The 21,918-nt window shown below is 67.3% G+C and carries 23 protein-coding genes and 1 riboswitch; of the genes, 10 read left to right on the forward strand and 13 right to left on the reverse strand.

Translation table 11 applies throughout. The features are described from left to right. A partial coding sequence (locus A8G08_RS23135; protein ID WP_157108754.1) for an EamA family transporter occupies nucleotides 1-330 on the reverse strand: 330 nt, incomplete at its 3' end. 84 nt (nucleotides 331-414) lie between these two features. Here A8G08_RS23135 and A8G08_RS23140 point away from each other — a divergent pair. After that, on the forward strand, nucleotides 415-1,317 hold the full coding sequence (locus A8G08_RS23140) for a LysR family transcriptional regulator (RefSeq protein WP_068279392.1): 903 nt from the start codon (nucleotides 415-417) through the stop codon (nucleotides 1,315-1,317). Here the strand turns inward: A8G08_RS23140 and A8G08_RS23145 are convergent. Then, nucleotides 1,304-2,125 carry a crotonase/enoyl-CoA hydratase family protein gene (locus A8G08_RS23145; protein WP_068279395.1) on the reverse strand — a complete coding sequence of 274 codons (822 nt, stop codon included), beginning with the start codon at nucleotides 2,123-2,125 and terminating at the stop codon, nucleotides 1,304-1,306. The genes A8G08_RS23140 and A8G08_RS23145 overlap by 14 nt on opposite strands. Before the next feature lie 199 nt (nucleotides 2,126-2,324). On the opposite strand from A8G08_RS23145, the gene A8G08_RS23150 reads away from it, so the two are divergent. Genes A8G08_RS23150 through A8G08_RS23160 form a run of 3 tightly spaced genes read left to right on the forward strand, consistent with a single transcriptional unit; the run spans nucleotide 2,325 to nucleotide 3,758 of the window. Then, entirely contained in the window at nucleotides 2,325-2,645 is a 321-nt protein-coding gene (locus A8G08_RS23150) for a 2-oxo-4-hydroxy-4-carboxy-5-ureidoimidazoline decarboxylase (protein WP_068279399.1), read from the forward strand. Between the two features lie 38 nt (nucleotides 2,646-2,683). Next, on the forward strand, nucleotides 2,684-3,157 hold the full coding sequence (locus tag A8G08_RS23155) for a YbaK/EbsC family protein (protein ID WP_068279402.1): 474 nt from the start codon (nucleotides 2,684-2,686) through the stop codon (nucleotides 3,155-3,157). 22 nt (nucleotides 3,158-3,179) lie between these two features. Further along, entirely contained in the window at nucleotides 3,180-3,758 is a 579-nt protein-coding gene (locus A8G08_RS23160; RefSeq protein WP_068279405.1) for a flavin reductase family protein, read from the forward strand. Between the two features lie 16 nt (nucleotides 3,759-3,774). On the opposite strand, the gene A8G08_RS23165 is transcribed toward A8G08_RS23160, so the two are convergent. Both A8G08_RS23165 and A8G08_RS23170 read right to left on the reverse strand, forming a co-directional pair. Next, nucleotides 3,775-4,377, reverse strand: a complete 603-nt coding sequence (locus A8G08_RS23165; RefSeq protein WP_068279408.1) for a hypothetical protein — start codon at nucleotides 4,375-4,377, stop codon at nucleotides 3,775-3,777. A gap of 235 nt (nucleotides 4,378-4,612) precedes the next feature. After that, complete coding sequence (locus tag A8G08_RS23170; protein ID WP_068279411.1) at nucleotides 4,613-5,164, reverse strand: ester cyclase; 552 nt, start codon at nucleotides 5,162-5,164, stop codon at nucleotides 4,613-4,615. A 283-nt stretch (nucleotides 5,165-5,447) separates the two neighbouring features. Here A8G08_RS23170 and A8G08_RS23175 point away from each other — a divergent pair, with 283 nt between their 5' ends. Then, complete coding sequence (locus A8G08_RS23175) at nucleotides 5,448-5,876, forward strand: hypothetical protein (RefSeq protein ID WP_245672966.1); 429 nt, start codon at nucleotides 5,448-5,450, stop codon at nucleotides 5,874-5,876. On the opposite strand, the gene A8G08_RS23180 is transcribed toward A8G08_RS23175, so the two are convergent. Then, the gene (locus A8G08_RS23180) at nucleotides 5,869-7,212 is read right to left on the reverse strand and encodes an aminotransferase class V-fold PLP-dependent enzyme (RefSeq protein WP_068279414.1); all 1,344 of its coding nucleotides are present in this window, start codon (nucleotides 7,210-7,212) and stop codon (nucleotides 5,869-5,871) included. The two genes, A8G08_RS23175 and A8G08_RS23180, sit on opposite strands and share 8 nt — an antisense overlap. A gap of 47 nt (nucleotides 7,213-7,259) precedes the next feature. Next, nucleotides 7,260-7,373, reverse strand: a riboswitch (SAM riboswitch). Nucleotides 7,374-7,540: 167 nt separating this feature from the next. Between A8G08_RS23180 and A8G08_RS23185 the strand changes: the two genes are divergently transcribed. Together A8G08_RS23185 and A8G08_RS23190 are read left to right on the forward strand one after the other, a co-directional pair. Then, entirely contained in the window at nucleotides 7,541-11,500 is a 3,960-nt protein-coding gene (locus tag A8G08_RS23185) for a Pls/PosA family non-ribosomal peptide synthetase (protein WP_187344515.1), read from the forward strand. Next, a complete protein-coding gene (locus A8G08_RS23190) occupies nucleotides 11,500-12,825 on the forward strand; it encodes a M1 family metallopeptidase (protein ID WP_068279422.1) in 1,326 nt (441 codons plus the stop codon). Before A8G08_RS23185 ends, A8G08_RS23190 begins: the two co-directional genes overlap by 1 nt. A gap of 29 nt (nucleotides 12,826-12,854) precedes the next feature. On the opposite strand, the gene A8G08_RS23195 is transcribed toward A8G08_RS23190, so the two are convergent. Genes A8G08_RS23195 through A8G08_RS23205 form a run of 3 tightly spaced genes read right to left on the reverse strand, consistent with a single transcriptional unit; the run spans nucleotide 12,855 to nucleotide 14,183 of the window. Next, nucleotides 12,855-13,049 carry a hypothetical protein gene (locus A8G08_RS23195; protein ID WP_068279425.1) on the reverse strand — a complete coding sequence of 65 codons (195 nt, stop codon included), beginning with the start codon at nucleotides 13,047-13,049 and terminating at the stop codon, nucleotides 12,855-12,857. A 46-nt stretch (nucleotides 13,050-13,095) separates the two neighbouring features. After that, nucleotides 13,096-13,488 carry a DUF2752 domain-containing protein gene (locus tag A8G08_RS23200; RefSeq protein WP_245672967.1) on the reverse strand — a complete coding sequence of 131 codons (393 nt, stop codon included), beginning with the start codon at nucleotides 13,486-13,488 and terminating at the stop codon, nucleotides 13,096-13,098. A 20-nt stretch (nucleotides 13,489-13,508) separates the two neighbouring features. Next, entirely contained in the window at nucleotides 13,509-14,183 is a 675-nt protein-coding gene (locus A8G08_RS23205) for a DedA family protein (RefSeq protein ID WP_068279431.1), read from the reverse strand. 88 nt (nucleotides 14,184-14,271) lie between these two features. Between A8G08_RS23205 and A8G08_RS23210 the strand changes: the two genes are divergently transcribed. After that, the gene (locus tag A8G08_RS23210) at nucleotides 14,272-15,384 is read left to right on the forward strand and encodes an AbrB family transcriptional regulator (protein ID WP_068279449.1); all 1,113 of its coding nucleotides are present in this window, start codon (nucleotides 14,272-14,274) and stop codon (nucleotides 15,382-15,384) included. Here the strand turns inward: A8G08_RS23210 and A8G08_RS23215 are convergent, their stop codons facing one another. After that, nucleotides 15,385-16,149: a crotonase/enoyl-CoA hydratase family protein gene (locus A8G08_RS23215; RefSeq protein WP_068279547.1), complete on the reverse strand. Its 765-nt coding sequence runs from the start codon at nucleotides 16,147-16,149 to the stop codon at nucleotides 15,385-15,387. Nucleotides 16,150-16,274: 125 nt separating this feature from the next. Between A8G08_RS23215 and A8G08_RS23220 the strand changes: the two genes are divergently transcribed. Then, nucleotides 16,275-17,138 (forward strand): alpha/beta fold hydrolase, encoded by an 864-nt coding sequence (locus A8G08_RS23220; RefSeq protein ID WP_169823361.1) that lies wholly within the window; start codon nucleotides 16,275-16,277, stop codon nucleotides 17,136-17,138. On the opposite strand, the gene A8G08_RS23225 is transcribed toward A8G08_RS23220, so the two are convergent. From A8G08_RS23225 to A8G08_RS23240, 4 genes are all read right to left on the reverse strand, one after another. Further along, a complete protein-coding gene (locus A8G08_RS23225; protein ID WP_068279549.1) occupies nucleotides 17,135-17,521 on the reverse strand; it encodes a DUF5313 family protein in 387 nt (128 codons plus the stop codon). The two genes, A8G08_RS23220 and A8G08_RS23225, sit on opposite strands and share 4 nt — an antisense overlap. Before the next feature lie 20 nt (nucleotides 17,522-17,541). Further along, a complete protein-coding gene (locus A8G08_RS23230; protein WP_068279455.1) occupies nucleotides 17,542-18,033 on the reverse strand; it encodes a MarR family winged helix-turn-helix transcriptional regulator in 492 nt (163 codons plus the stop codon). Between the two features lie 75 nt (nucleotides 18,034-18,108). Continuing rightward, entirely contained in the window at nucleotides 18,109-19,566 is a 1,458-nt protein-coding gene (locus tag A8G08_RS23235) for a phytoene desaturase family protein (RefSeq protein WP_245672968.1), read from the reverse strand. Continuing rightward, a complete protein-coding gene (locus tag A8G08_RS23240; RefSeq protein WP_068279462.1) occupies nucleotides 19,563-21,299 on the reverse strand; it encodes a DUF3556 domain-containing protein in 1,737 nt (578 codons plus the stop codon). The genes A8G08_RS23235 and A8G08_RS23240 overlap by 4 nt, the downstream gene beginning before the upstream one ends. An 81-nt stretch (nucleotides 21,300-21,380) precedes the next feature. Between A8G08_RS23240 and A8G08_RS23245 the strand changes: the two genes are divergently transcribed. Beyond that, nucleotides 21,381-21,872, forward strand: a complete 492-nt coding sequence (locus tag A8G08_RS23245; RefSeq protein WP_068279464.1) for a Clp protease N-terminal domain-containing protein — start codon at nucleotides 21,381-21,383, stop codon at nucleotides 21,870-21,872. The last annotated feature ends 46 nt before the right edge of the window (nucleotides 21,873-21,918 follow it).

Below are 21,918 nucleotides of genomic sequence, written 5' to 3' on the forward strand. Positions count from 1 at the left end.
GCGGAAAACAGCGACGCCGAGCGGGCCGAGGAACTCGATGGCACTCGCGGTGCCGATCGGCAGATGCACGATGGCCGCCATGTAGAGCATCGTCACGCCCGCGGTGACGACACCGAGCGCGACACAAGCCAGCAGATCCGCGCGGCGGAAGTCGCGCAGCCGCGGGCGGACGAGCACGAACATCAGGATTCCGGCGCACGCCAGTCGCAGGAACGCTGTGCCCTCGGCTCCGATCCTGTCGATCATCCCGACTGAAGCTGCGACACCGAGCTGGACGCAGAGCATCGCCAGGACGGCCATGCCGACTCCCGTGCGTGCGCTGTTATCCATGCGGACCATTGAAAACCGGACACAACGTCCGCGTCCACCTGTTATTCATGGACATATCGTTCGCAATTCGTGAATGATTCGAGCGTGGACACCCGACGCTTGGAAATGCTGCTGGAACTGTCGCAGCTCGGGTCGATGCGTGAGGTCGCCGACGAGCTCGGCGTCACCACGTCCACGGTCTCCCAGCAGCTCGCCGTGCTGGCCAAGGAACTGAACGTGACGCTGCTCGAACCGGAGGGCCGACGGGTACGGCTGACGCCGGCCGGGCGCCGGCTGGCCGCGCATGCGGTGACGATCCTCGCGGCGGTGGAGGCCGCCCGGATCGATCTCGACCCGGACGCCGAACCCGCCGGTGAGGTCCGGGTGGCCTCATTCGCGTCCGCGGCCAGGCGCCACCTGCTGCCGCTGTTGTCCCGGCTCGGCGAGCTCTCGCCGCACGTGCATCTGCTGATGCGCGAGCACGAACCTTTCGAGGCGCTGGATCTGCTCGCGCGCGACGAGGTGGACCTCGCGCTGATCTACGACTACGACCTGGCCCCGCACCGGCTACCGGATTCGGTGCGTGCGCTCCGGATCGGCACGACCGAATGGGGACTCGCGATTCCCGAGGACAGCGACGGCTCCGGCAACGCGGTCGAAGTGTTCCGCCGCTTCCGCGACAGCGAATGGATTGTGAACTCGCGCAATACCGCCGACGAAGAGGTGGTCCGCACGATCGCGGCGCTGGCGGACTTCACGCCGCGGATCACACATCGCGCGGACAGCCTCGAACTCGTGGAGGACTTGATCGCCGAAGGTCTCGGCGTCGGCTTACTGCCCACCGCCATTCCGGCCCGGCCAGGCATCACAATCGCGAACCTGACCGAGCCGGCGGTGACGATGCGGACCTACGCGGTCGCACGGTTGGGCCGCGAAAGTTGGGCCCCGGTGGCGTTGCTGCTGAGGCTGCTCGCCCCGGCGCCCGATTCTGCGGTTACTCGCCCTTGAACTCCGGCGGGCGCTTCGCGAATACCGCGGTGATCGCCTCGGTCAGATCGTTCGACGGCAGGAACGCCGCATTCCACGCGGCGACGTAGCGCAGGCTGTCATCGACGGACGGCTTGCGGCTGTGGTCGAGCACCTGCTTGATGCCGTGGACGACCAGCGGAGGGTTCGCGGCGATCTCGGCCGCGGTCTCGCGGGCCGCGGCGAGGACGGCGTCAGCGTCGGTGAACACGTCGTTGACCAGGCCGATCTTCTCGGCGCGGGCGGCGTCGATGTCCCGGCCGGTGAGGGCGAGTTCGCGCACGTGCCCATCGCCGATGATCCGGGGCAGTCGTGCCAGCGTGCCGACGTCGGCCACCATGGCCACCTTGACCTCGCGGACACTGAACTTGGCATCCGCGCTGGCGTAGCGGATATCGGCGGCAGTGATGAGGTCGACGCCACCACCGATGCACCAGCCCTGGATCGCGGCGACCACCGGCTTGCGGCAGTCCGCGACCGCCGTGATCGCACCCTGCATGCGGCCGATGACGCCATGGAAATCGGTGCGCGGCGCCGCCTGCGCCTTGTCGGCGAGCACGGGCGCCATATCGGGCGCCATCGCCTGCAGATCGAGCCCGTAGGAGAAGTTCTTGCCCGAGCCCGCGAGCACGATCGCGCGCACCTCGGGGTCGCTGTCGAGTTCGGCAAAAATCAGCGGAAGCTCACGCCAGAAGTCCGGTCCCATGGCGTTTCCCTTGCCGGGACCGATCAGGGTGACCTGGGCGACGTTGTCCTTGGTCTCGACGGTGAAGGCGTTCCATTCGCTCATGCGTCGAGAGTATCCGGCGAAGCTACTGGCGAGTACACCGGTGACTTTCGTTACGTTTTGTTTCATATGTAAACGTCTCGGAAACTCCGTCGCATGGGCTCGAATGTCGATCCCGTAGAGCGCGATTATCGAAGTCTGCGGCGCAACGCGATCATCTCCCCGCGCAGCGCTCGAGCAGGCAAAAATTTGGAGGTCCGGCATGTTGATGCATAAGGGCATTGGACTCGAAGAATTCAACTCGATGACCTCGGCACGCGCGGTGCACGCGCTATTCGAATGCTGCTGCAACGTCACCTGGGCGCATAAGGTCGCCGACTCGCGGCCCTTCGCCAGCCACGATGAACTCTTCGCGATGGCCGACAAGCAGCTCTTCGCCTTGTCCACGATCGACCTCGACAGAGTCTTCGAGACCTGTATCCACGAGCAGGTCGAGTTCCACACCGCGGAAGAGCTGGCGCGGATCACGCGCGCCCGCTTGGCGACGATGCTCGGCCCCGAGGGCGGTTTCCCGACCTACTGATCTCGCGCGGATCGCCCACTTCGCCCTACGCTGAGTACATGCGGAGGCTGCTGCACCCGAACGCATCCCATGTTGCGGACACCCTCATTGCGCGTGGCCACCACGGCGTGATCATCACCCAGCCGACGCCCACTCACACCGCGGAGGAAGCCGCCGACGCGCTCGGTGTCGATGTCGGTGCAATCGTGAAATCGCTTGTCTTCCAACTCGACGACGATCCGGTGCTGCTGCTGGTCTCGGGCAGCCATCAGGTGAATCTCGACAAGACCGGCACCCGCCTCGAGGGCGTCCTCACCCGCGCCCCGGCCGAGATGGTGCGACACGCGACCGGGCAGCCGATCGGCGGCGTGGCCCCGATCGGGCACCCGACGAATCTGCAGACCTACGTCGACAACGCGCTGGACGAGTTCCCGGAGCTGTGGGCCGCGGCCGGTCATCCCAACACCGTCTTCCGGACCACGTTCACCGAGCTGCTCCGGATCACGGCGGGCCTCGCCATCGACGTCGACTGAGCCGCGTACCTAGACTGGCGCCGTGGTTTCAGAGCGCCCGAATATCTCCGAAGAATCTCTCGACGTGCCTGCAGACGCTCTGCAGGTACCCGATGATGCGAGCCCCATCACCGCCGATCAGTACCGCGCGGCGATGCGGCACTACCCGACCGGCGTCACCGTGGTGACGCTGCGCACCGATGATGACCGGCCGATCGGATTCACGGCTTCCTCATTCGCGTCGCTCTCGCTGGACCCGCCGCTGATCTCGTTCAATATCGCGCACACGTCGTCCAGCATCGGCGCACTGCACGCGTGCGACTCCGTGGTTATCCACTTCCTCGGCGAACATCAGCGGCACGTTGCTCAGCGCTTCGCGCGCAGCGCGGATGAGCGCTTTTCCGACAACTCACTGTGGACATGGCTCGAGACCGGCGAGCCGGTGCTCTACGGCACGCCGATCTGGTTGCGCGTCACAATCCATCAGCTGATCGCGGTGGGCGACCACACCCTCGTCGTCGGGCTGGTGAACCGCGTGCAGGACGTCACCGATACGCCGACCGGCGCGCCGCTGCTCTATCACGACGGCAAGTACCACCGGCCGACGCCGCTCGACGACTAGCGCGGCAACCCAGGGTTCAGCCCGAGAACCCGCTCGCCGAAAGCAACTCGTCCAGGCCCTCGGCCGGGTAGCTCAGCCCCCGAGCCGACAGCTCGGCCATGACCTCGCCGAGGATGAGCGGCAGCGTGTTGTCGAGTTCGAGCGGACGCAACGTGACGCCGTCCGCAACCTCGGCGAGCCGCAGGTCGCCGATCAACCCGACCAGGCCCTCCGCCGTGCCGATGTACGGCACCGAATCCGTTCGGCGCGGCTCGGACAGCAGGCTGTCGAGCTCGCCGAGTCGGCGCAACGCGGCCGAGGCATCTGCCGCGAGCAGCGTCTCGATATCGAGTACCACCGATACCGAATCGGGGTTACGACCAGCGCTCTCGGCCTCGGCCCGGATGCGGGCCCGAAGCTTTTGCGCCTCACGAAGATCCGTCGCGCGCACCCGGCGGACGGCATCCGGGTACGCGGTGAGGTCGAGCGGTTCGACGCCGGGAGCGCCGGCGGTCAGTTCGATCCACCGATTCGGGCGGACCGGCAGCCGCTCAACGCTCGGGCGCAGGGCGGGATGGTGTCCGCGCTCGGTGAGTTCGACGGCGATATGAAGGGGACGGGTAAGCAGCGTTGTCGTCATGGGAACGGTCTTTCGGTCGCGACGGAAAGGACGGTCTGTGCACGCGGGCGAATGCCCGGTGCGGGTACACGTCAGTCGCGACAACTACCGGCGGCCGTGCGGCACAGATCGATATGCCGACGCCGCTGGAACAACCCGTCGAGCGGCGCCCCGACTCGCGGATTTCGTTCCATGTGAGCAGCCTACCTGCTGAACCAGGGACGCGGGGACGGCCAACCCGCTACCGGCACTTCGGCTAATTCGACAAACCCTTCGCCGCCTTCCGCTTCGCGGCCGCCATCCGGATCAGGTAGCGCGGACTCGGCGGAACCCAGCCCAGCTGCTCGGACATCGCGAGGTCGTCGCGGTTGGCCCAGTGCTCGATCACCTTGCCGTCCCGGATCCGGAGCCAGTGCGACTGGGTGATGGCGAAGCTGCGCGCGGTCGGCGGGAACGCCTGCTTCACCGCGGCGTTCTCGTCGTAGACCACGAAGGTCCCGACCTGGCGGCCACTCATCGTCGTGTGCAGCACGACCAAGTCGCCCGTGGCCACACATTCATGAATCTCGTGATGCAGATCCGCGAAGGCGCCGCGCAGCCATTGCGCGGTCGCGAAGTACGCCGCGGGACCGGATCCGCGCGCCTCCGCAGGTTCCGCCTCACCCTCCCGGTTCACCGCGTCCGGGTGCACCACCGCTTCGAAATCCGGCAACGACCCGCTCGCCATGATCTCGATGCTGCGCACGGCGATGTCCCGCAGGTCCGTGTCCTTCCCCTGCACATCAGCGGGTGCGCTCGACGTGGTCATAACGCCTCCTTCGCTCGAATATTAGATACAGTGACACTGTATTTAATAACCGCTACGATGGCAAGGCCCATGACAAGGACTCCCGAGCGGCGTAGCTACGACGCCGCGAGCCGCCGCGAAAAAAGCCCGCGCGACCCGACTTTCCGTCGTCGTTGCCGCGCGTGACGAGCTGGAAGAGAAGGGGTACCAGGCGACGACGATCGCGAGCGTCGCGCGCCGTGCGGGGGTCTCGGCCGAAACTGTCTACAAGGCGTTCGGCAACAAACCGACGCTCGCCAAGGCTGTGTTCGATTTCGTCATTGCCGGTGACGACGAACCCGAAGCCGTTGCCGAACGCCCCGCCGCGCAGGCGATCGCCGGCGAGCCCGACGTACGCCGCAAACTTGCGATGTACGCCGCTGGCATGGCCACGCGGCAGGTGCGTTCGGCGAAGGTGCAGATCGCCATTCGCGACGCCCGGCACAGCGACGACCGGATCGGCGCCACCTGGCGGACGCTGCTCGACGAGCGGCTCACCGGCATGACGATGCTCGCCCGGCACCTGCATGAGGGCGGCCAGCTGCGCGCCGGTATCGACATCGACGAGGTCCGCGACGTGCTGTGGACCTATATCGCCGTCGAGCTCTACGAGCTGCTCGTCCTCGAACGTGGTTGGTCCGTGCAGCGATACGGCGAATGGATCGGGGACGCGCTGGTCGCCGCGCTCACCTGACCTCCGCACCGAGCTGGCAGGGCGCGGAACCGTCGCCCGTGTCGGCGCCCGGGAACGGGCGGGTCTCCGGCACCGGGTTCCACTGCCCGTCGGCCTTGCCGTAACCCCACGCCGGGCCACTGCCGACGAGTTGCGCGACGGCGGTGATCAGCCGATCGACATCCGCACTGCTCGTGCCGAGGCCGATGCTCGCCCGCACTGCCGAGTCGTAACCGAGCCGAGCGAGCAGTGGGTGTGCGCAGAACCGTCCGTCACGCACACCGATGCCGTGCTCCGCCGACAGGTACGCGGCGACGGCGCCGGGCTCGTGGCCCGCGACCGTGAACGCGACGATGCCCACGCAATCGGCGCTATCGGCGAAGACCCGGAGCAATTCCACTCCCGGCAGCACCGAAAGCCCGTCCCGCAGGCGCGCGCACAGTTCGCGTTCATGCGAGCGGACCGCTGAATCGTCGAGCCCACCGAGCGCATCGCACGCCGCGGCCAGGGCGGCGACACCCAGCACGTTCGGGCTACCCGCCTCGTGCCGCTGCGGCGCCGGCGCCCACTCGGTGCCAGTCGTGGTTACCTCACGGACCGCACCGCCGCCGGCCAGATAGGGCTCGGCCGCGTCGAGCCAGTCGCGCCGCCCGACGAGCACACCGGCGCCGAACGGCGCGTAGAGCTTGTGCCCGGAGAGCGCGAGGTAATCCACCCCGCATGCCTGCAGATCGATTCGCCGATGCGGGGCGAGCTGAGCGGCGTCCACCAGAATCCGCGCACCCCATCGGTGCGCAAGCCGCGCGAGTCGCGCGATCGGCAGCACCTCGCCGGTGACATTGGATGCACCGGTAATGGCAAGCAGTGCAGCGGGCTTCGCGCACAGCTCGGCCTCGATCCGATCGATCGTCGCCTCGATCGTTGCTGCGGCGGTGACGACCCGGCGGCCGCGGCGCTGCCAGGCGAGCAGGTTCGCGTGGTGCTCGATATCGAGAACCACAGTGTCGCCCGGCACGCACGCGGCGAGCAGATTCAGCGAGTCGGTGGTGTTGCGGGTGAACACGACCACCTGGTCATTCGCGGCGCACACGAAGCGCGAAACCGATTCGCGGGCGCTTTCGTAGCAGGCCGTCGACACCCGCGAGGCGTAGCCGGCGCCGCGGTGCACGCTCGCGTAGTACGGCAGCAAGTTCGTGACGCGATCGGTGACCGCGGCGAGTGCAGGCGCGCTCGCCGCGTAGTCGAAGTTGGCGTAGGTGCAGGTGCCGCCCTGCACGAGCGGAACCTCGAGATCGCAACCGGAAACGGTCGCAAACGGCGAAACAGCGCATACGGGGGCAGAGAGCACAGCAGTCATCACGACATCCCATTCGGGTAAGGGACTCGTTGGTCGGTGACCAGAAGAGTCCGCGCTTGCCGCATCCAATTCGGATACAGCCGGGTCGTCACCCGGAGCACCCCACCGCGGAGGAGGGTTGCCGACCAGCTAGCCGGGGCTTCACGCTGGTACTCGTGACCTGCCGCGAGAGTTCCAGACTTTCGGCGGAATTGTCAAGGCGAGTTATTCCAATCGACAGTGCCGCCGCGTGGCTCGTTCACCTTTTGTCCATCCATTGGTGAGATAAACCCCATCGTCATTCGACCCCAATGGGGTTGGGAGAGCGAAGCGGAGACAAACGTTGTCAGTGGAATCGCACCAAGGTGCGGCAATCGGAGAGGCGGCGCTCACGCGCGACATCGCCGATGACTACCTGCGCGGCGGCCTTGCGCCGCCACCCCGCACGCTTATCGACATTCTCAACGCCGCCGTCGAGGAGTACCCCGACGCGGCCGCGATCGACGACGGCGCCCACCTGCTGACCTACGCGGAACTCGCGACGGTCGTCATGGAGGGCGTCGAGTGGCTGGACCGCAGCGGTGTGCGCCCGGGGGACCGCGTGGGTGTCCGCATGCCGTCGGGCTCCTACTCGCTTTACGTCGCCATCCTGTCGGTGCTCGCGGTCGGTGCGGCATACGTCCCGGTGGACGCGGACGACCCGGAGGAGCGCGCCGAATTGGTGTTCGGCGAGGCGAAGGTTCGTGCGGTGATCACCGCCGACGGGGTGACGATGATGGACGCACCTCCCGCACCTCCGATCGCGGACCCGACGGTGCCGCGCCCAACCCTCGAAGACGACGCGTGGATCATCTTCACGTCCGGCTCTACCGGCACACCGAAGGGCGTCGCCGTCGGGCATCGCAGTGCGGCTGCGTTCGTCGACGCCGAGGCGCGATTGTTCCTGCAGGACGACCCAATTCATCCCGGGGACCGCGTCCTCGCCGGCCTGTCCGTGGCCTTCGACGCCTCGTGCGAGGAGATGTGGCTGGCGTGGCGGCACGGCGCGTGCCTGGTGCCCGCGCCACGTGCGCTGGTGCGCAGCGGCGTGGACCTCGGTCCGTGGCTCGTCGCGCACGAGGTGAATGTCATCTCGACCGTTCCGACGCTCGCCGCGATGTGGCCGCCCGAGGCGCTGGAGAACGTTCGCCTGCTGATCTTCGGCGGCGAGGCGGTCCCGCCCGAACTCGCCGAACGGCTCGCCGGCACGGGCCACGATGGCCGGCTCGCCGGCGAAGGCCGCGAGGTGTGGAACACCTACGGCCCCACCGAGGCCACCGTGGTCGCCTGCGCAGCCCTGATGGACGGCGGTCCGGTCAGCATCGGCCACCCGCTCGACGGCTGGGACCTCGCCGTCGTCGACGCCAATGGGCAACGCGTTGCCGAGGGTGAAACCGGTGAGCTCGTGATCGGCGGCGTCGGACTCGCCCGCTACCTCGACCCGGCGAAGGACGCCGAAAAGTACGCGCCCATGCCCACACTCGGCTGGGACCGCGCCTACCGCAGCGGCGACCTCGTCCGGCTCGAACGCGACGGCCTGATCTTCAACGGCCGCGCCGACGATCAGGTGAAACTCGGCGGCCGGCGCATCGAACTCGGCGAAGTGGACAACGCACTGCAGAATCTGCCGGGTGTGCGCGGCGCGGCGGCGGCGGTGCGCAAGACGGAGACCGGTCATCAGATTCTGGTCGGCTACCTCGCCGCGGACGACGGGTTCAACCTGAAGGCCGCACGAGTCCTGCTGGCCGAACAGCTGCCAGCTGCGCTGGTCCCTCGCCTCGCGCTCGTCGACGAGCTCCCCACCCGCACTTCGGGCAAGGTCGATCGCAACGCACTGCCCTGGCCGCTGGCCGGGGTCGGCGATGCCGGCGCCGATCACGGGCTCGACGGAACCGCCGGCTGGGTGGCCGAACTCTGGACGAAGATCCTCGGCGCAGAGATCACCGGCCTCGACGACGATTTCTTCGATCACGGCGGCGGGTCGCTGGCCGCCGCGCAACTCGTCACGGCGCTGCGTGAGCAGCACCCGAACGTGACGGTCGCCGACCTGTACGACCACCCGCGGCTCGGCTCACTCGCGGAACGCCTCGACAACTTCGCCCCTGCCGCCGAGGTGGAGGCACGAGTAGTCGCGCCCACACCGCGCCGCGCGCAGTTCATCCAGATCGCGGCGACGCTGCCACTGTCCACGCTCACGGGCCTGCAGTGGGTCACGTGGCTGGCGTTGGTATCGAACATCTTCGGTTGGTTCGTGCCGACCGGACCGGGCACCACGCTGTCGTGGGTCCCGACCCTCTCGTGGTGGCTGGTGTTGCCGGCCTTCGTGCTCTTCATTACGCCGTTCGGCCGGATGGCCATCTGCGTGCTCGGGGCGAGGTTGCTCCTCGACGACATCGAACCCGGCAATTACCCGCGCGGCGGGTCGGAGCACGTGCGGCTGTGGACAGCATTGCGACTATCCGAGGCTAGCGGCGCCGAAAATCTCTCCGGCGCACCGTGGATGGTGCCGTTCGCTCGTGCGCTCGGGGCGAAGGTCGGCCGTGGCGTCGACCTGCACACGTTGCCGCCGGTCACCGGGCTGCTCGAACTCGGCGACGGCTGCTGCGTCGAGCCCGAGGTGGACCTGTCCGGGCACTGGATCGATGGCGATGTCGTGCATATCGGCCGCATCGTGATCGGCCCGGGCGCGGTCGTGGGGTCGCGTTCAACATTGCTTCCCGGTGCGGTCGTCGGCAAGAACGCGGTGGTCGCAGCGGGTTCCGCGGTCACGGGAAAGGTGAAGGCCGCACAGTACTGGGCCGGCTCGCCCGCGGTGAAGGTCGGCAAGGCCGAACATCCGTGGCCCGACCAGACCCCGCCCCGCGCGCGGCACTGGGTGCTCGTTTTCGCGCTCACGTCGATCGTGCTCGCCGCGATGCCGATACTCGGTCTCGCCGCTGGAATCGCGCTGATCGGCTGGTGGATTCACGACAGCGCGTCGGTGTGGTCCGCGTTCGGCCAGGCGATGCTGATGCTTCCCGTCGCGACACTGCTCAGCCTGTTCCTTTTCGCCGGCCTCACCGTCGTTTCGGTGCGACTGCTCGCGATCGGCGTCCACGAAGGCGCGCATCCGGTACGCAGCCGGATCGGCTGGCAGGTGTGGGCCACCGAGCGGTTGATGGACTCGGCGCGCACGTTCCTCTTCCCGCTCTACGCGAGCCTGCTGACGCCGGTGTGGCTGCGCCTGCTCGGCGCCGACATCGGCCGGAATGTGGAAGCGTCGACGGTGCTGCTGCTGCCGAAGTTCACCACGGTCGGCGACGGCGCATTCCTCGCCGACGACACGATGATCGCGAGCTACGAACTCGGCGGGGGGTGGATGCGGATCGGGCAGGCGAAGATCGGCAAGCGCGCGTTCCTCGGCAACTCGGGCATGACCGCGGGCGGCCGCCGCGTGCCGAAGAACGGCCTCGTTGCGGTGCTGTCCGCGGCGCCGTCGAAGGCGAAGGCAGGCTCGTCGTGGCTGGGCAGCCCACCTGTGCGACTGCGCCGCGCGGCGAGTCATTCAGACGTGGGGCGCACCTTCGATCCCCCGCTGCGGCTCAAGATCGCGCGTGCGCTGGTGGAGACCTGCCGTCTCATTCCGGTGATGGTGTCGTTCGGGGTCGGTCTGCTGGTGCTTGCGTCTCTCGCAGCCCTCGCGTCCGGGCTGAACTACGCCGTCGCCGCGGTTCTCGCTGGCGTGGTGCTGATGGTCGCGGGCGCGCTCGCCGGGCTGATCGCCGTGCTGGCGAAGTGGCTCGTGGTGGGTCGCATTCGCAAGGTCGAGCACCCGCTGTGGAGTTCATTCGTGTGGCGCAACGAGGTGTCCGACGCATTCGTGGAGACCGTCGCTGCGCCGTGGTTCGCACGCGCGGCCACCGGCACGGCGGTCATGAACATCTGGCTGCGCGGGCTCGGCGCGAAGATCGGTCGCGGTGTCTGGTGCGAGTCGTACTGGTTGCCCGAGGCCGATCTGGTGACCCTCGGCGACGGCGCCACGGTGGAGCGCGGCTGCGTCGTGCAAACCCACCTGTTCCATGATCGGATCATGGCCATGGACACGGTCACGCTCGGTGCTGGTGCCACCCTCGGCCCGCACTGTGTCGCGCTGCCCGCAGCCTCGGTGGGCGCCGGAGCGACAGTCGGTCCGGCGTCGCTGGTGATGCGCGGTGATACAGTGCCGCCCTCGACGCGGTGGCAGGGCAATCCCATTGCGGTGTGGGCCGATTCGACGGAAGGGGAACCCTGATGGGCTCCAAGCCCGAGCAGCCCATCGATCCCTACCTTCCGCAGAACGGCAATCGCGGCTACCGGGTCTCCCGCTACGAACTCGAGCTGCAGTACAAGGTGGTCGTCAACCGGCTCACCGGCAAGGCGCTGATCACTGCGGTCACCACGGAGCAGCGGACCCGGTTCGCACTCGATCTTGCTCAGACGCTGCAGGTGTCCAAGGTCCTCGTCAACGGCCGCCGTGCGAAGTACGCGCATCAGCGCGGGAAGCTGACCATCACGCCGCCACAACCGATTCCGGCAGGCGGCGCAATCGCGGTCGCTATCGGCTACGGCGGTACCCCGCAGCCGATCCGCGGGCAGTTCGGCGAGGTCGGCTGGGAGGAGCTGGCCGAGGGCAGCATGGTGGCGAACCAGCCGAACGGCGCGGCGTCCTGGTTCCCGTGCGACGACCACCCCAGTTCCAAGGCCAGCTACCAGATCACGATCACCACCGACAGCCCGTTCTACGCGCTCGCCAATGGCAACCTGGTCCGCAAGCAGGTCAAGGCCAGCCAGACAACGTGGGTGTACGAACAGGCCGTGCCGATGCCGAGTTACCTCGCCACCGTGCAGATCGGCCGCTACGAACGCCGCCGGGTGAAGGGCGAGCCGGTGCCGATGTTCGTTGTCGCGCCGCCTCGGCTGCGCGCCAAGTTCGACCACGACTTCGGCCGCCAAGCGCAAATGATGACGACCTTCCAAAAGATGTTCGGCCCATACCCTTTCGCGGAGTACACCGTGGTCGTCACCGACGACGAGCTGGAGATCCCGATCGAGGCGCAGGGCATTTCGATCTTCGGCGCGAACCACTGCGACGGCCGCCGCACGTCGGAACGGCTCGTCGCGCACGAACTCGCGCACCAGTGGTTCGGCAACAGCCTGACCATTCGGACCTGGCGCGATATCTGGCTGCACGAGGGTTTCGCGTGTTACGCGGAATGGTTGTGGTCCGAGTCGTCCGGCGGGCCCACTGCAGACCAACTTGCCCGGGCCGCTCGGCAGAATCTCGCGCGCCAACGCCAGGACATCCTGATCGGCGACCCCGGCCCAGACCTGATGTTCGACGACCGGCTCTACAAGCGCGGTGCGCTTACCCTGCACGCCCTGCGTGCTCAGTTGGGTGACGCGAAGTTCTATGCGCTGCTGTACGAATGGACGGCGCGGTACCGGTACGGCTCGGTGACCTCGGACGATTTCATGCTCCTCGCGGGCCGGTTCTCACCGCTGCCGCTGAACCCATTGTGGGATGCATGGCTGTACACCAAGAAGCTGCCGGAGCTGCCCGCCAGCGCGGTGCGCTGAATCGCTACCGCCGCGCTGCGGCATGAGGGTCAGGGCACCCAGTAGCGGGTGGCGAGCTCTTCGATGAGCGGATCCTCGTCGCCGACGGCATCGAGCGCGGCCAGGTCGGATTCGAGAGTGATCAGCCGCGGATCGTCGTCATCCTCGTCGGTGGGGCGCCCGCCATCCTCGTTGAGTTGCCGGATCAGTTTTTCGCGCACTCGCGCCTTGAGCGAATCAGCCATTCCCCGAGCATGCCGCGAACGCGCGCGGCTGTCCTGCGAACCGCCGTCAGCCCGGAGCGAGCCAGCTCCCCCACGACGTGTTCCGCACAACGGTGAACACCAGCAGCACTGCCACGGTGACGATCAGCGCGATTCGGCCCGGTCGATAGCGGACCGGACGACCGCTCACCCACATCACCCAGGCCAGGACCGCGCCAAGTATCAGCGGCACCACGAAAACGTTGCTCGACAACGAAGCGAGCACATCTCCTTGCGCGAGAGCATTGGTCGCGCGCAGACCACCGCACGCCGGGCACCACCAGCCGGTCAGTTCGTGGAACGGGCAGAATCCGTACGAGCCGGAGACGTGCGGATCGCGGACCCGCAGCACCGCGACTCCGGCCAGCGCCGCGGCCGCGGCGGCGACCGGCGCGATCGACCGGGTTGCGGGAGTACGCACGCTGCCCACGGTAGCGCCGCTCAGTCCTCGGGTGCCGGGACCGCCGGCGAATCGTCTCCGGCGGCTTCCGCCTCGTGCGCCTGCCGCTCGCGCCGCTTGAGGATGTGATGCCGCACCCGCCAGCCGATCAGGGCCAATACGAGCAGGGCCACAACGATGATGGCCATATCGCGTCCGACCGCCTTGGCGACCCTCTCGTAGGAGTTACCCGCGACGAATCCGATGGTGACGAAGATCGTGCCCCAGACCACTCCGCCAATGGCGTTGTAGAGCAGGAACTTGCGGTAGTGCATGTTCGACATGCCGGCGAGGCCCGGCATCACGGCGCGGAAGAACGCGACAAACCGTCCGAGGAACACCGCCGAGCCGCCGCGCTTGGCAAGGAACGCGCGGGCCTTGTCGATCTCGTCGGCCCGCTTGGCCATGAACCGCACTTCGAGCATTCGCGGACCGAATCGGGTGCCGATCTCGTAGCCAACCGAGTCGCCGGCGATGGCCGCTGCGATGACGACGGCGAGGATGAGCGGGTACGACACGTGGTCCTGGCTTGCTGCCACGCCGCCGATCACCGCCGCGGTCTCACCCGGAATGACGAACCCGATGAAGATCGCGTCCTCGGCGAAGACGAGCAGGCCGACGACGACGTACACCCACGCTGCCGGGATATCGAGAATCTTCTCGATGATGTTTGTCATCGCACGGTCCGCCGGTCCACCCGGTTGAGGCTACTGCCCCCGCGGGCCACCGAGACGCGATCATTAGCGGGCGTAAAATTGATAATCGATGGCCTATTCGTCCGAGCGACTTCGCGAGACGCGGCACTGGGTTTACCTCGGTGCCGCGACCGCTGCGGTATGGACGATCCTCACCCTGCTCGCCGCGCCGTCGGCCGCCCTGTTCGCCTCGCTGACCACCGCGATCGTGCTCGCCCTCGCCGGTGTCGCACCCAAGGCGGTGCCTCGGTGGGCGAGTTCGCTGTCGCAGGCCGCACTCGGCGTGGTGATCGGTTCGATGGTGCACGCCGACACGCTGCAATCCCTGGGCTCTGCGTGGTTGCCCGCGGTAGCTATCGGATTGGGCACGCTGGTCGTCAGCGTGCTCGCGGGTGCCCTCCTCGGGCTGCGCCGTGACGTCGATCCGCTGACGGGCTCGCTGTCCCTGGTGGCCGGCGGCGCGACCGGCCTGGTCGCGATCGCACGTGAACTCGGCGGCGACGACCGGATGGTCGCGGTCATTCAATATCTGCGGGTCGCACTCGTGGTGCTGTCGCTCCCCGTGGTGGCCGTGCTCGCCTTCGATGCGGACACCTCCGGCGCGGCGCCCTCATCGGGCCCCACATCGCCCTGGTACCTCGGACTGGCTTTCCTCGCGGTGGTGATGGGTGCCGGGCTGCTCGTACACCGGTTCGTCCCGATGCCCGCGGGCGCATTGCTTGCGCCGCTGACCATCGCCGCGATTCTCGAACTGACCGGCCTGAATTTCGGCGCCACGGTCCCGGCCGCGGTACTGCCGCTGGCGTTGATGGTGGTCGGCTGGCAGGCGGGCGTGGCCTTCGACCGCGATTCGTTGCGCACGATCGGGCGCACGCTGCCGCTGGCCACTGTGCTCATCATCGGGATCGGCGCGATCTGCGCGGGGTTCGGTGTCGCGCTGGCTCAGTGGACAGGCATGACCCCACTCGAGGGCTACCTCGCCACGACGCCAGGCGGCCTGTCCGCGGTATTGGCGATCTCGGCGGCATCGGGCGCGAACGCGACCTTCGTCGCCGGGGTGCAGCTCATCCGGCTGCTGCTGATGCTTTTCCTCGCTCCGCTCCTGACGCGGGCGTACGTGCGGTTCGGGCAACGGCGGCGGCGGTCCACCGACGTGCCCGAACTCGTCACGACCTCGTCGTAACTACTTGCCCTGCCAGACCGGGGGACGCTTCTGCGCGAACGCCGTGGCGCCCTCGATCGCGTCCTGCGAGACGAACACCGGCGCGAGCAGTTCGCCCTGCTTTTCGAAGGATTCCTCGTCGGAACCCCAGCCCGCAGAAGCCGCGATGACCTGCTTGCTGGCCGCGATGGCGAGCGGGCCGTTCGCGGTGATCTTCTCCGCGAGTTCGAGGGCCGCGTCGAGTGCGCCGCCGTCGTCGACGAGGCGGTTCACGAAGCCGTAGCGGTAGCCGTCCTCGGCGGTGAAGGAATCACCGGTCAGCGCGAGCTCCATGGCGACCTGGTACGGCACGCGGCGCGGCAGCCGGAAGAGGCCGCCCGCACCGGCCGCGAGGCCACGCTTGACCTCGGGAATGCCGAACTTCGCGCCGCGGCCCGCGACGACGAGATCGCAGGACAGAACGAGCTCGGTGCCACCGGCGAGCGCGAAGCCCTCGACGGCCGCGATGATCGGCTTGATCGGAGGACGCTGGGTGAAGCCGAGGCCGCGGCCCTCGACGACGACGTTCTCGCCCGCGACGAACGCCTTGAGGTCCATACCGGCGCAGAAGTTTCCGCCCGCACCGGTGATGATGCCGACCGACAGCGAGTCATCGCTATCGAGCTGCTCGATAGCGTCGGCGACGCCCTGGCTCACGGCCTTGTTGACGGCGTTGCGCGCTTCAGGTCGATTGATGGTGATGATCAGGATGCGGTCACGCCGCTCCACCAGCACGCTGTCAGTCACGGAATCCCCTATCGGTTGGGTTGCGGTGACCGCCGTCACAAGCTCGGCGGTTACAGACAACATAACGATCCCGTCGCGGAGCAGAACAGCGTGTACGGCATCGGCGGATGTCTAGGGTTGAGGTCATGCGGCTCGACACCCCGTACGGCTCGGTCGAATGCGGTGTAAGTGGCGTCGGCACACCGGTGCTCGTATTGCACGGCAGTCCCGGTGGAATCGATTCGGCGGAGATCATGGCCCGGTTCCTGCCACGGGATCGGTTTCGGGTGATCACCGTTTCCCGGCCGGGCTATCTCGGCACTCCGCTGAGCGTCGACCGGACCATCGACGCCGAAGCCAACCGGCACGCCGCACTCCTCGACGCCCTCGATGTCCCCGCGGCGGGCGTGCTCGCCTGGTCGGGCGGCGGACCTGCCGCGTTTCGCCTCGCGGCCCGGCATCCCGACCGGGTCCGCGGTCTCGTCGCGGTCGCACCGGTGACGAGCCGTCAGCACCTGAGCCCGCCGGGGCTTGTGGAACGAGCGCTGTTCGCGACGCCCGCGGGGAGTTGGGTGGTCGCCGCGATGGAGCGGGTCATCCCGCGGCAGATCGTGGCCGGCGCGGTCGATTCGCAGGGCACGCTCGCTGCGAATCGCGCCGACGAACGGGTGAACGAAATCATGGCCGACCCCGAGAAGCGCCGCTTCGTACTCGACATCACCCGCACCGTCGGCAGGGGTGGTCGGCGAAAAGCGGGCTGGGACAACGACGCTGTGCAGTTCAGCAACATCGAGAGTCTCAATTTCGGTGCCATCGCCGCACGGACGCTGGTGGTGGCGTCGTCGCACGATGCCGAGATTGCCGCCGCCGATTGTGTCGATGCCGCCGCCGCAATTCCGCAGGGCGAACTGCTCATGCTCGACTACGCCACGCATCTCGACTTCTACACACACCCGGATTCGGCTGCGGCGCAAGCGAAAGCGATGGAAGTGTTGACGGCTGAGGACTAGGCCGGACGGTGCGCCGCAAGGTAGGCGTCACGCTCGGCGACGTGGCGCGCCCGGCGCTGATCGTCCTCCAGATCGGCCGGAAGGCCATGCTGGTACAGCCGCTTGGCGCGGTTCTGATTCATGTACGCGGCCGAATAGAAAAGCGCGAGAAGCACACCCAGCAGCATCGTCGCGCCCCGCAGCCACAGCGCACCGGGCAGCAGCACCACGAACGCCACGAAGATCGGCACGAACGGCGCCAGGCTGCGCAGTAGATGCCGGACCACCCGATTGCGGCCGGTGAGGTCGCGGGCGACCCAGGCACGCATGGTCGCGGGCAGCGAACGACCGAATGCGTAGCCGATCCACTGCCACGGCGTCGGTCGGGTGGTTCCGAAACTCATGCCTGCCTCCCGGCCGTAACTCATTTCAGTCCTCCGGCAGGATCCCTTTTCAGTCCTCCGGACTGGGCGGCGGCTGCGGCCAGCGCCGCGGCATTCACTTTGGTGAGCACTCGGTGCAGTTCCTCGAGGTCGGCCAGGTCGACGCCGAGCGTCTCGACAACGGCCGGCGGGATCTCGAGTGCACGCTCGCGGAGCGCGGTGCCCGCATCGGTGAGTTCGACGATGAGGTTGCGCTCGTCCGCCGGGTCGCGCCGCCGGCTGATCAATCCGGACCCTTCGAGCCGTTTGAGCAGCGGCGAGAGTGTCGGCGAATCGAGCTGGATGGCCTGTCCGATGTCCCGCACCGAGCGTGGAGAGCGCTCCCACAGCGCGAGCATCACGAGGTATTGCGGATGAGTGAGGCCCATCGGTTCGAGCAGCGGACGGTACACGCCAAGCACCGACCGATTGGCCACGGCCAGCGCGAAGCAGACCTGACGCTCGAGGGAGAGCGGATCGACAGCTGTCGCCATGCAGTGAAGTGTACACAAATAGTTCGTGTACTAACTATTTGTGCGGACTTTCACAGATCGTGGACTAGCGGCAGCTCAGGAGGCGGTGAGATCGAGATAGCGCAGAGCGCTGTTCGCCGCGTGGTGGCCACACATGCCGTGGGTGCCGGCGCCGGGCGGTGTCGCGGCCGAGCAGACGAACATGCCGGGCACACCCGTCGCGTACGCATCGGGCGCGAATACCGGCCGCGATACCAACTGTCGGAGCGAGTTCTGCCCGCTGATGATGTCGCCGCCTACGTAGTTCGGGTTGTAAGCCTCGAAGTCCGCCGGAGTCATCACCTGCTGCGCAACGATCCGGTCGGTGAAACCGGGCGCGAACCGTTCGATCTGCGCGAGGATCGCCGGAGTTGCGTCACCGGTATATCCGCTCGGGACATGGGCGTACACCCAGATCGGATGCACATCGCCGACCGAGCGACCCGGATCCGCGACGTACTGCTGACCGACCAACAGGAACGGCCGCTCCGGCATGATGCCGCGATTCACCTGCGACTCCGCCGCGGCGAGATCGGCCATGCTGCCACCGATATGCACCGTGCCTGCTCGGCCGACATCCGGCGCCGTCCACGGAATCCCTTCGCGCACAGCAAGATCGACTTTGTACGCGGCAGGGCCGTAGCGATAACGGCGGTAGCCGCGCACGCGGCGGGCCGGCATCCGATCACCGATGATCTCGGCAATGGCCCGCGGACCGATATCGAACAGGGTGACGCGCGCACTCGGCAGATCACCGGCCGACTTCACCTCGCACCCGGTGACGATCGTACCGCCGAGCGACTCGAGGAGACCGGCGAGCGCGCGCGTGATCGCGGCCGAACCACCCTCGGCCGCAGGCCATCCTCCGCTGTGCGCGGACACCACATGCATCGTGCCGAGCGCGGAGGACATCAGGCTGCCGAGCGGACGGAAACTGTGTGCCGCGCAGCCGACGAAAAGCGCTCGCGCCGCCTCTGTTTTGAATGCGCGCGCGGTGATGGTAGCCGGAAGAACCGACAGCGCACCGAGTTTCGCCATCTCGAGGGGATGCGACGGCACACGCAGCAGCGGGCCGAGCGCGTCGGCAGCGAGGTTGTCGAAGTTCCGCAGCAGGGGGCCGAACATGCGCCGCCAGCGCTTGGCGTCCGGACCGAGTCCGTCCGCGGTCTCGTCGATCGAGCGCGACAGCAGTCCGGCCGTGCCGTCATCGAGTGGATGCGCGAGATCGATGTCGGCGTAGCGCCAGCGCAATCCGAATTCTTCCAACGGCAACGAACTCAGAAATGGCGAAGCCACACCGAATGGGTGCACCGCCGAACAGATGTCGTGCTTGAGGCCGGGAACGGTCAGCTCGGCTGTTCTTGTGCCACCACCGATTTCGTCGGCACGCTCGAGCACTGTGACCCGCAGGCCCGCCTGTGCCAGCGTGACCGCGGCGCTCAGCCCGTTCGGGCCGGAGCCGACAACGACCGCATCGAGCGTGTCGCTCATATCGCGCCCGAGCGCCTCACTCATATCGATTCGGCGGACCGGGCGGAATGAATGTGCACAGGCACATCATGCGCCCAGGGCTGCCTGGTGACCATGTCCGCCACCCGCACCTCGCCGCGCTCGAACTCGCCGGTGGCGGCGTCGACAAGCCGGTACTGCTGGGTCGGTTTGTGGATCGGCTGCGCGTCCAGGAGCACGATGCGCAGCTCACCCGGCTCGAAGTGGCAACGCTCCTGCAGCGCGGCGATCAACTGCTCGCTGTGCATGTGCCCGTCACCGAAGTTCCAGCCGACCGCGGTGCTGCAGATGCGCTCGCCGTCGACGATGGTGAATTCAGCGGTCCGGCCCGCCGGAATCGCGCGATCGGCCAGCGTGAACAACGCCCGGCCGTGGGTGTTCATCGAACGGAACGCATAGCCGAGGAACACCGGGATCTGGGCTTCCTTCTTGCCGTAGAACTTCTCCAGCTGCTTCTGCGGCATGCTCGCGATCGCAACGATCCCGGCCTCGATCTTCGCGCTCGCAGCGGGCGTGACGCACCAAAACGTCGTGTCCCAGTTTCCGGCGTAATAGCGCATACCCGGCAGGAACGAGACCTTGTTCGGAAACAAGTTGCCTGTCACCACGATCGAGACGATGACGGCGAAAAGAACCAGCGGCAACGGACTTTCCAGATCGGTGAGGCCGATGCTGGAATGCCCGACGAACAGCGTCAGCATGCTGAAGATCATGAAGACGTTCCATTCCAGCGGCACGCCCATCGGGATGGCGGTGAGGATGCCGAGGTGGAAGATGACCATGATGGTCGCCGCGATCGCGGTCACCACGCCGCCATGGGAGAAGAACAGCACAAGTGGCACGAGCATCTCGACCGCGGTGCTGAAGTGCGCAACGATCCGCGAGAGCCGGCCCGGGCGCAGGTCGTCCGGAAAGTTCTCGAAGAACTTCTTCTTCAACGACTTCGGTCGCAGCACAGGACTGTTCGACATCATCGTGGACACCACGAACGGGAAGTGGTGGTTCAGCTTCGATGTCGCCGCGCCCATCCAGATCGCAAGCATGACGAGCTTCGCCGCGATGACGATGTCGGCGCCGACGAACAGGAACGCCACCAGCATCGGCGCGTACACCTCACCGCGGGCCGCAAGGAAGATCACCTTGTCGCGCAGGCCGAGCACCGCGAGGAGTCCGAGCACCGCCAGGATCTCCCAGCGCGGCAGCACGCCGATCTCGGTGTCCAGCACCGGAATCGGGCCCGTGCCGTCGGAAAACAGCGCAACGAGAATCATCACTATCAGCGCGCCGTACAGCGCGGCATCGAACGGGGTCCGTGCGGTTCCGCGGGTCAGCGGCACCCGCTCCGGCCACGGTGGCAGCCGGATCGTGCCGGGGCGCAGCCAGTACAGGATCGAGCCCATCGGTGGGAAGATGCGGTTGTTCAGCGGGCCGAAACCACAGCCGAGGCCCACGACCTCGAACAGCATCGTCCACAGCACGACCTTCTCCAGGACGATCGGCTCCGACCACCACGAGCCCACATCGAAGAAGCCGTCGACACCGGCAGTGGTCATCGCGAAGAGCCAGCCGATGACGATGTAGGCCACGATCTTGGCGATGTAGAAGAGGTACAGGATGGTCGGCGTGCCGAAGCCGCGTTCGGCGAGATGCCGCGCCATCGGCCGGACGCGCTCGCTCCGGGTGCCGAGCGACCACTCATCGATATCGATTGCCGGCAGATCCTGCTGCCTGAAACTCATACCGACCTCCGATATCCGATACGCCACGTCACGCAAAACCGACCGAAGGGTCACATGTGACGCCGCGCACTGTCAATCAGTATGGTGTCGCTTCGCAAGGCAAAGGATCGGGAGGACCGATTGTTCGAGAAGTTCAGCGAAGGCGCCCGCAAGGTGGTCGCGATGTCCTTCAACGAGGCGAGCACCGTCGGACACGCCCGAGTTGATACCGCACACCTCCTGCTGGGGATGACACATCTGGGTGACGGTTCGGTGAGCGAGGTGCTGGCGGAGGCCGGCGTGACCGGCGATGCGGCTCGCGCGCGCATCCTGGAGCTCGTCGGATCCAGCCCGACCCCCACCAGCAAAAACCTTCCGTTCACAGAAAACGCGAAAATCGTGCTGACCGTTGCGTTTTACGACTCCCGGGCGCGCGGCGACGTGAGTGTCCGGTCGGAGAACCTGCTGCGCGCGATTCTGGCGGAGGACGGAAGCACCATTGCAAAGGTGCTGTCCGACGTGGCGGGCGCAAACCTCGCCAGGCTGCGGGAGCGCATCGGCACGCCCAAGGGCGGCCCAGCGGTATCTCAGTAGCACTGCACCCGCGCCAAACGCGAGCAAATCTCTTACTGCGGGCGAC

Source organism: Aldersonia kunmingensis (genome assembly GCF_001646865.1).
In the GTDB taxonomy this organism is placed as follows: Bacteria; Actinomycetota; Actinomycetes; order Mycobacteriales; family Mycobacteriaceae; genus Aldersonia; species Aldersonia kunmingensis.

Bases quoted from the DNA above. Each gene is read 5' to 3' on its own strand.
- A8G08_RS23145 (WP_068279395.1), bottom strand. From the start codon at position 2,125: ATGAGCGAATGGAACGCCTTCACCGTCGAGACCAAGGACAACGTCGCC.
- A8G08_RS23150 (WP_068279399.1), top strand. From the start codon at position 2,325: ATGTTGATGCATAAGGGCATTGGACTCGAAGAATTCAACTCGATGACC.
- A8G08_RS23155 (WP_068279402.1), top strand. From the start codon at position 2,684: ATGCGGAGGCTGCTGCACCCGAACGCATCCCATGTTGCGGACACCCTC.
- A8G08_RS23165 (WP_068279408.1), bottom strand. From the start codon at position 4,377: ATGACGACAACGCTGCTTACCCGTCCCCTTCATATCGCCGTCGAACTC.
- A8G08_RS23170 (WP_068279411.1), bottom strand. From the start codon at position 5,164: ATGACCACGTCGAGCGCACCCGCTGATGTGCAGGGGAAGGACACGGAC.
- A8G08_RS23180 (WP_068279414.1), bottom strand. From the start codon at position 7,212: ATGACTGCTGTGCTCTCTGCCCCCGTATGCGCTGTTTCGCCGTTTGCG.
- A8G08_RS23190 (WP_068279422.1), top strand. From the start codon at position 11,500: ATGGGCTCCAAGCCCGAGCAGCCCATCGATCCCTACCTTCCGCAGAAC.
- A8G08_RS23195 (WP_068279425.1), bottom strand. From the start codon at position 13,049: ATGGCTGATTCGCTCAAGGCGCGAGTGCGCGAAAAACTGATCCGGCAA.
- A8G08_RS23205 (WP_068279431.1), bottom strand. From the start codon at position 14,183: ATGACAAACATCATCGAGAAGATTCTCGATATCCCGGCAGCGTGGGTG.
- A8G08_RS23210 (WP_068279449.1), top strand. From the start codon at position 14,272: ATGGCCTATTCGTCCGAGCGACTTCGCGAGACGCGGCACTGGGTTTAC.
- A8G08_RS23220 (WP_169823361.1), top strand. From the start codon at position 16,275: ATGCGGCTCGACACCCCGTACGGCTCGGTCGAATGCGGTGTAAGTGGC.
- A8G08_RS23225 (WP_068279549.1), bottom strand. From the start codon at position 17,521: ATGAGTTTCGGAACCACCCGACCGACGCCGTGGCAGTGGATCGGCTAC.
- A8G08_RS23230 (WP_068279455.1), bottom strand. From the start codon at position 18,033: ATGGCGACAGCTGTCGATCCGCTCTCCCTCGAGCGTCAGGTCTGCTTC.
- A8G08_RS23235 (WP_245672968.1), bottom strand. From the start codon at position 19,566: ATGAGTGAGGCGCTCGGGCGCGATATGAGCGACACGCTCGATGCGGTC.
- A8G08_RS23240 (WP_068279462.1), bottom strand. From the start codon at position 21,299: ATGAGTTTCAGGCAGCAGGATCTGCCGGCAATCGATATCGATGAGTGG.
- A8G08_RS23245 (WP_068279464.1), top strand. From the start codon at position 21,381: ATGGTGTCGCTTCGCAAGGCAAAGGATCGGGAGGACCGATTGTTCGAG.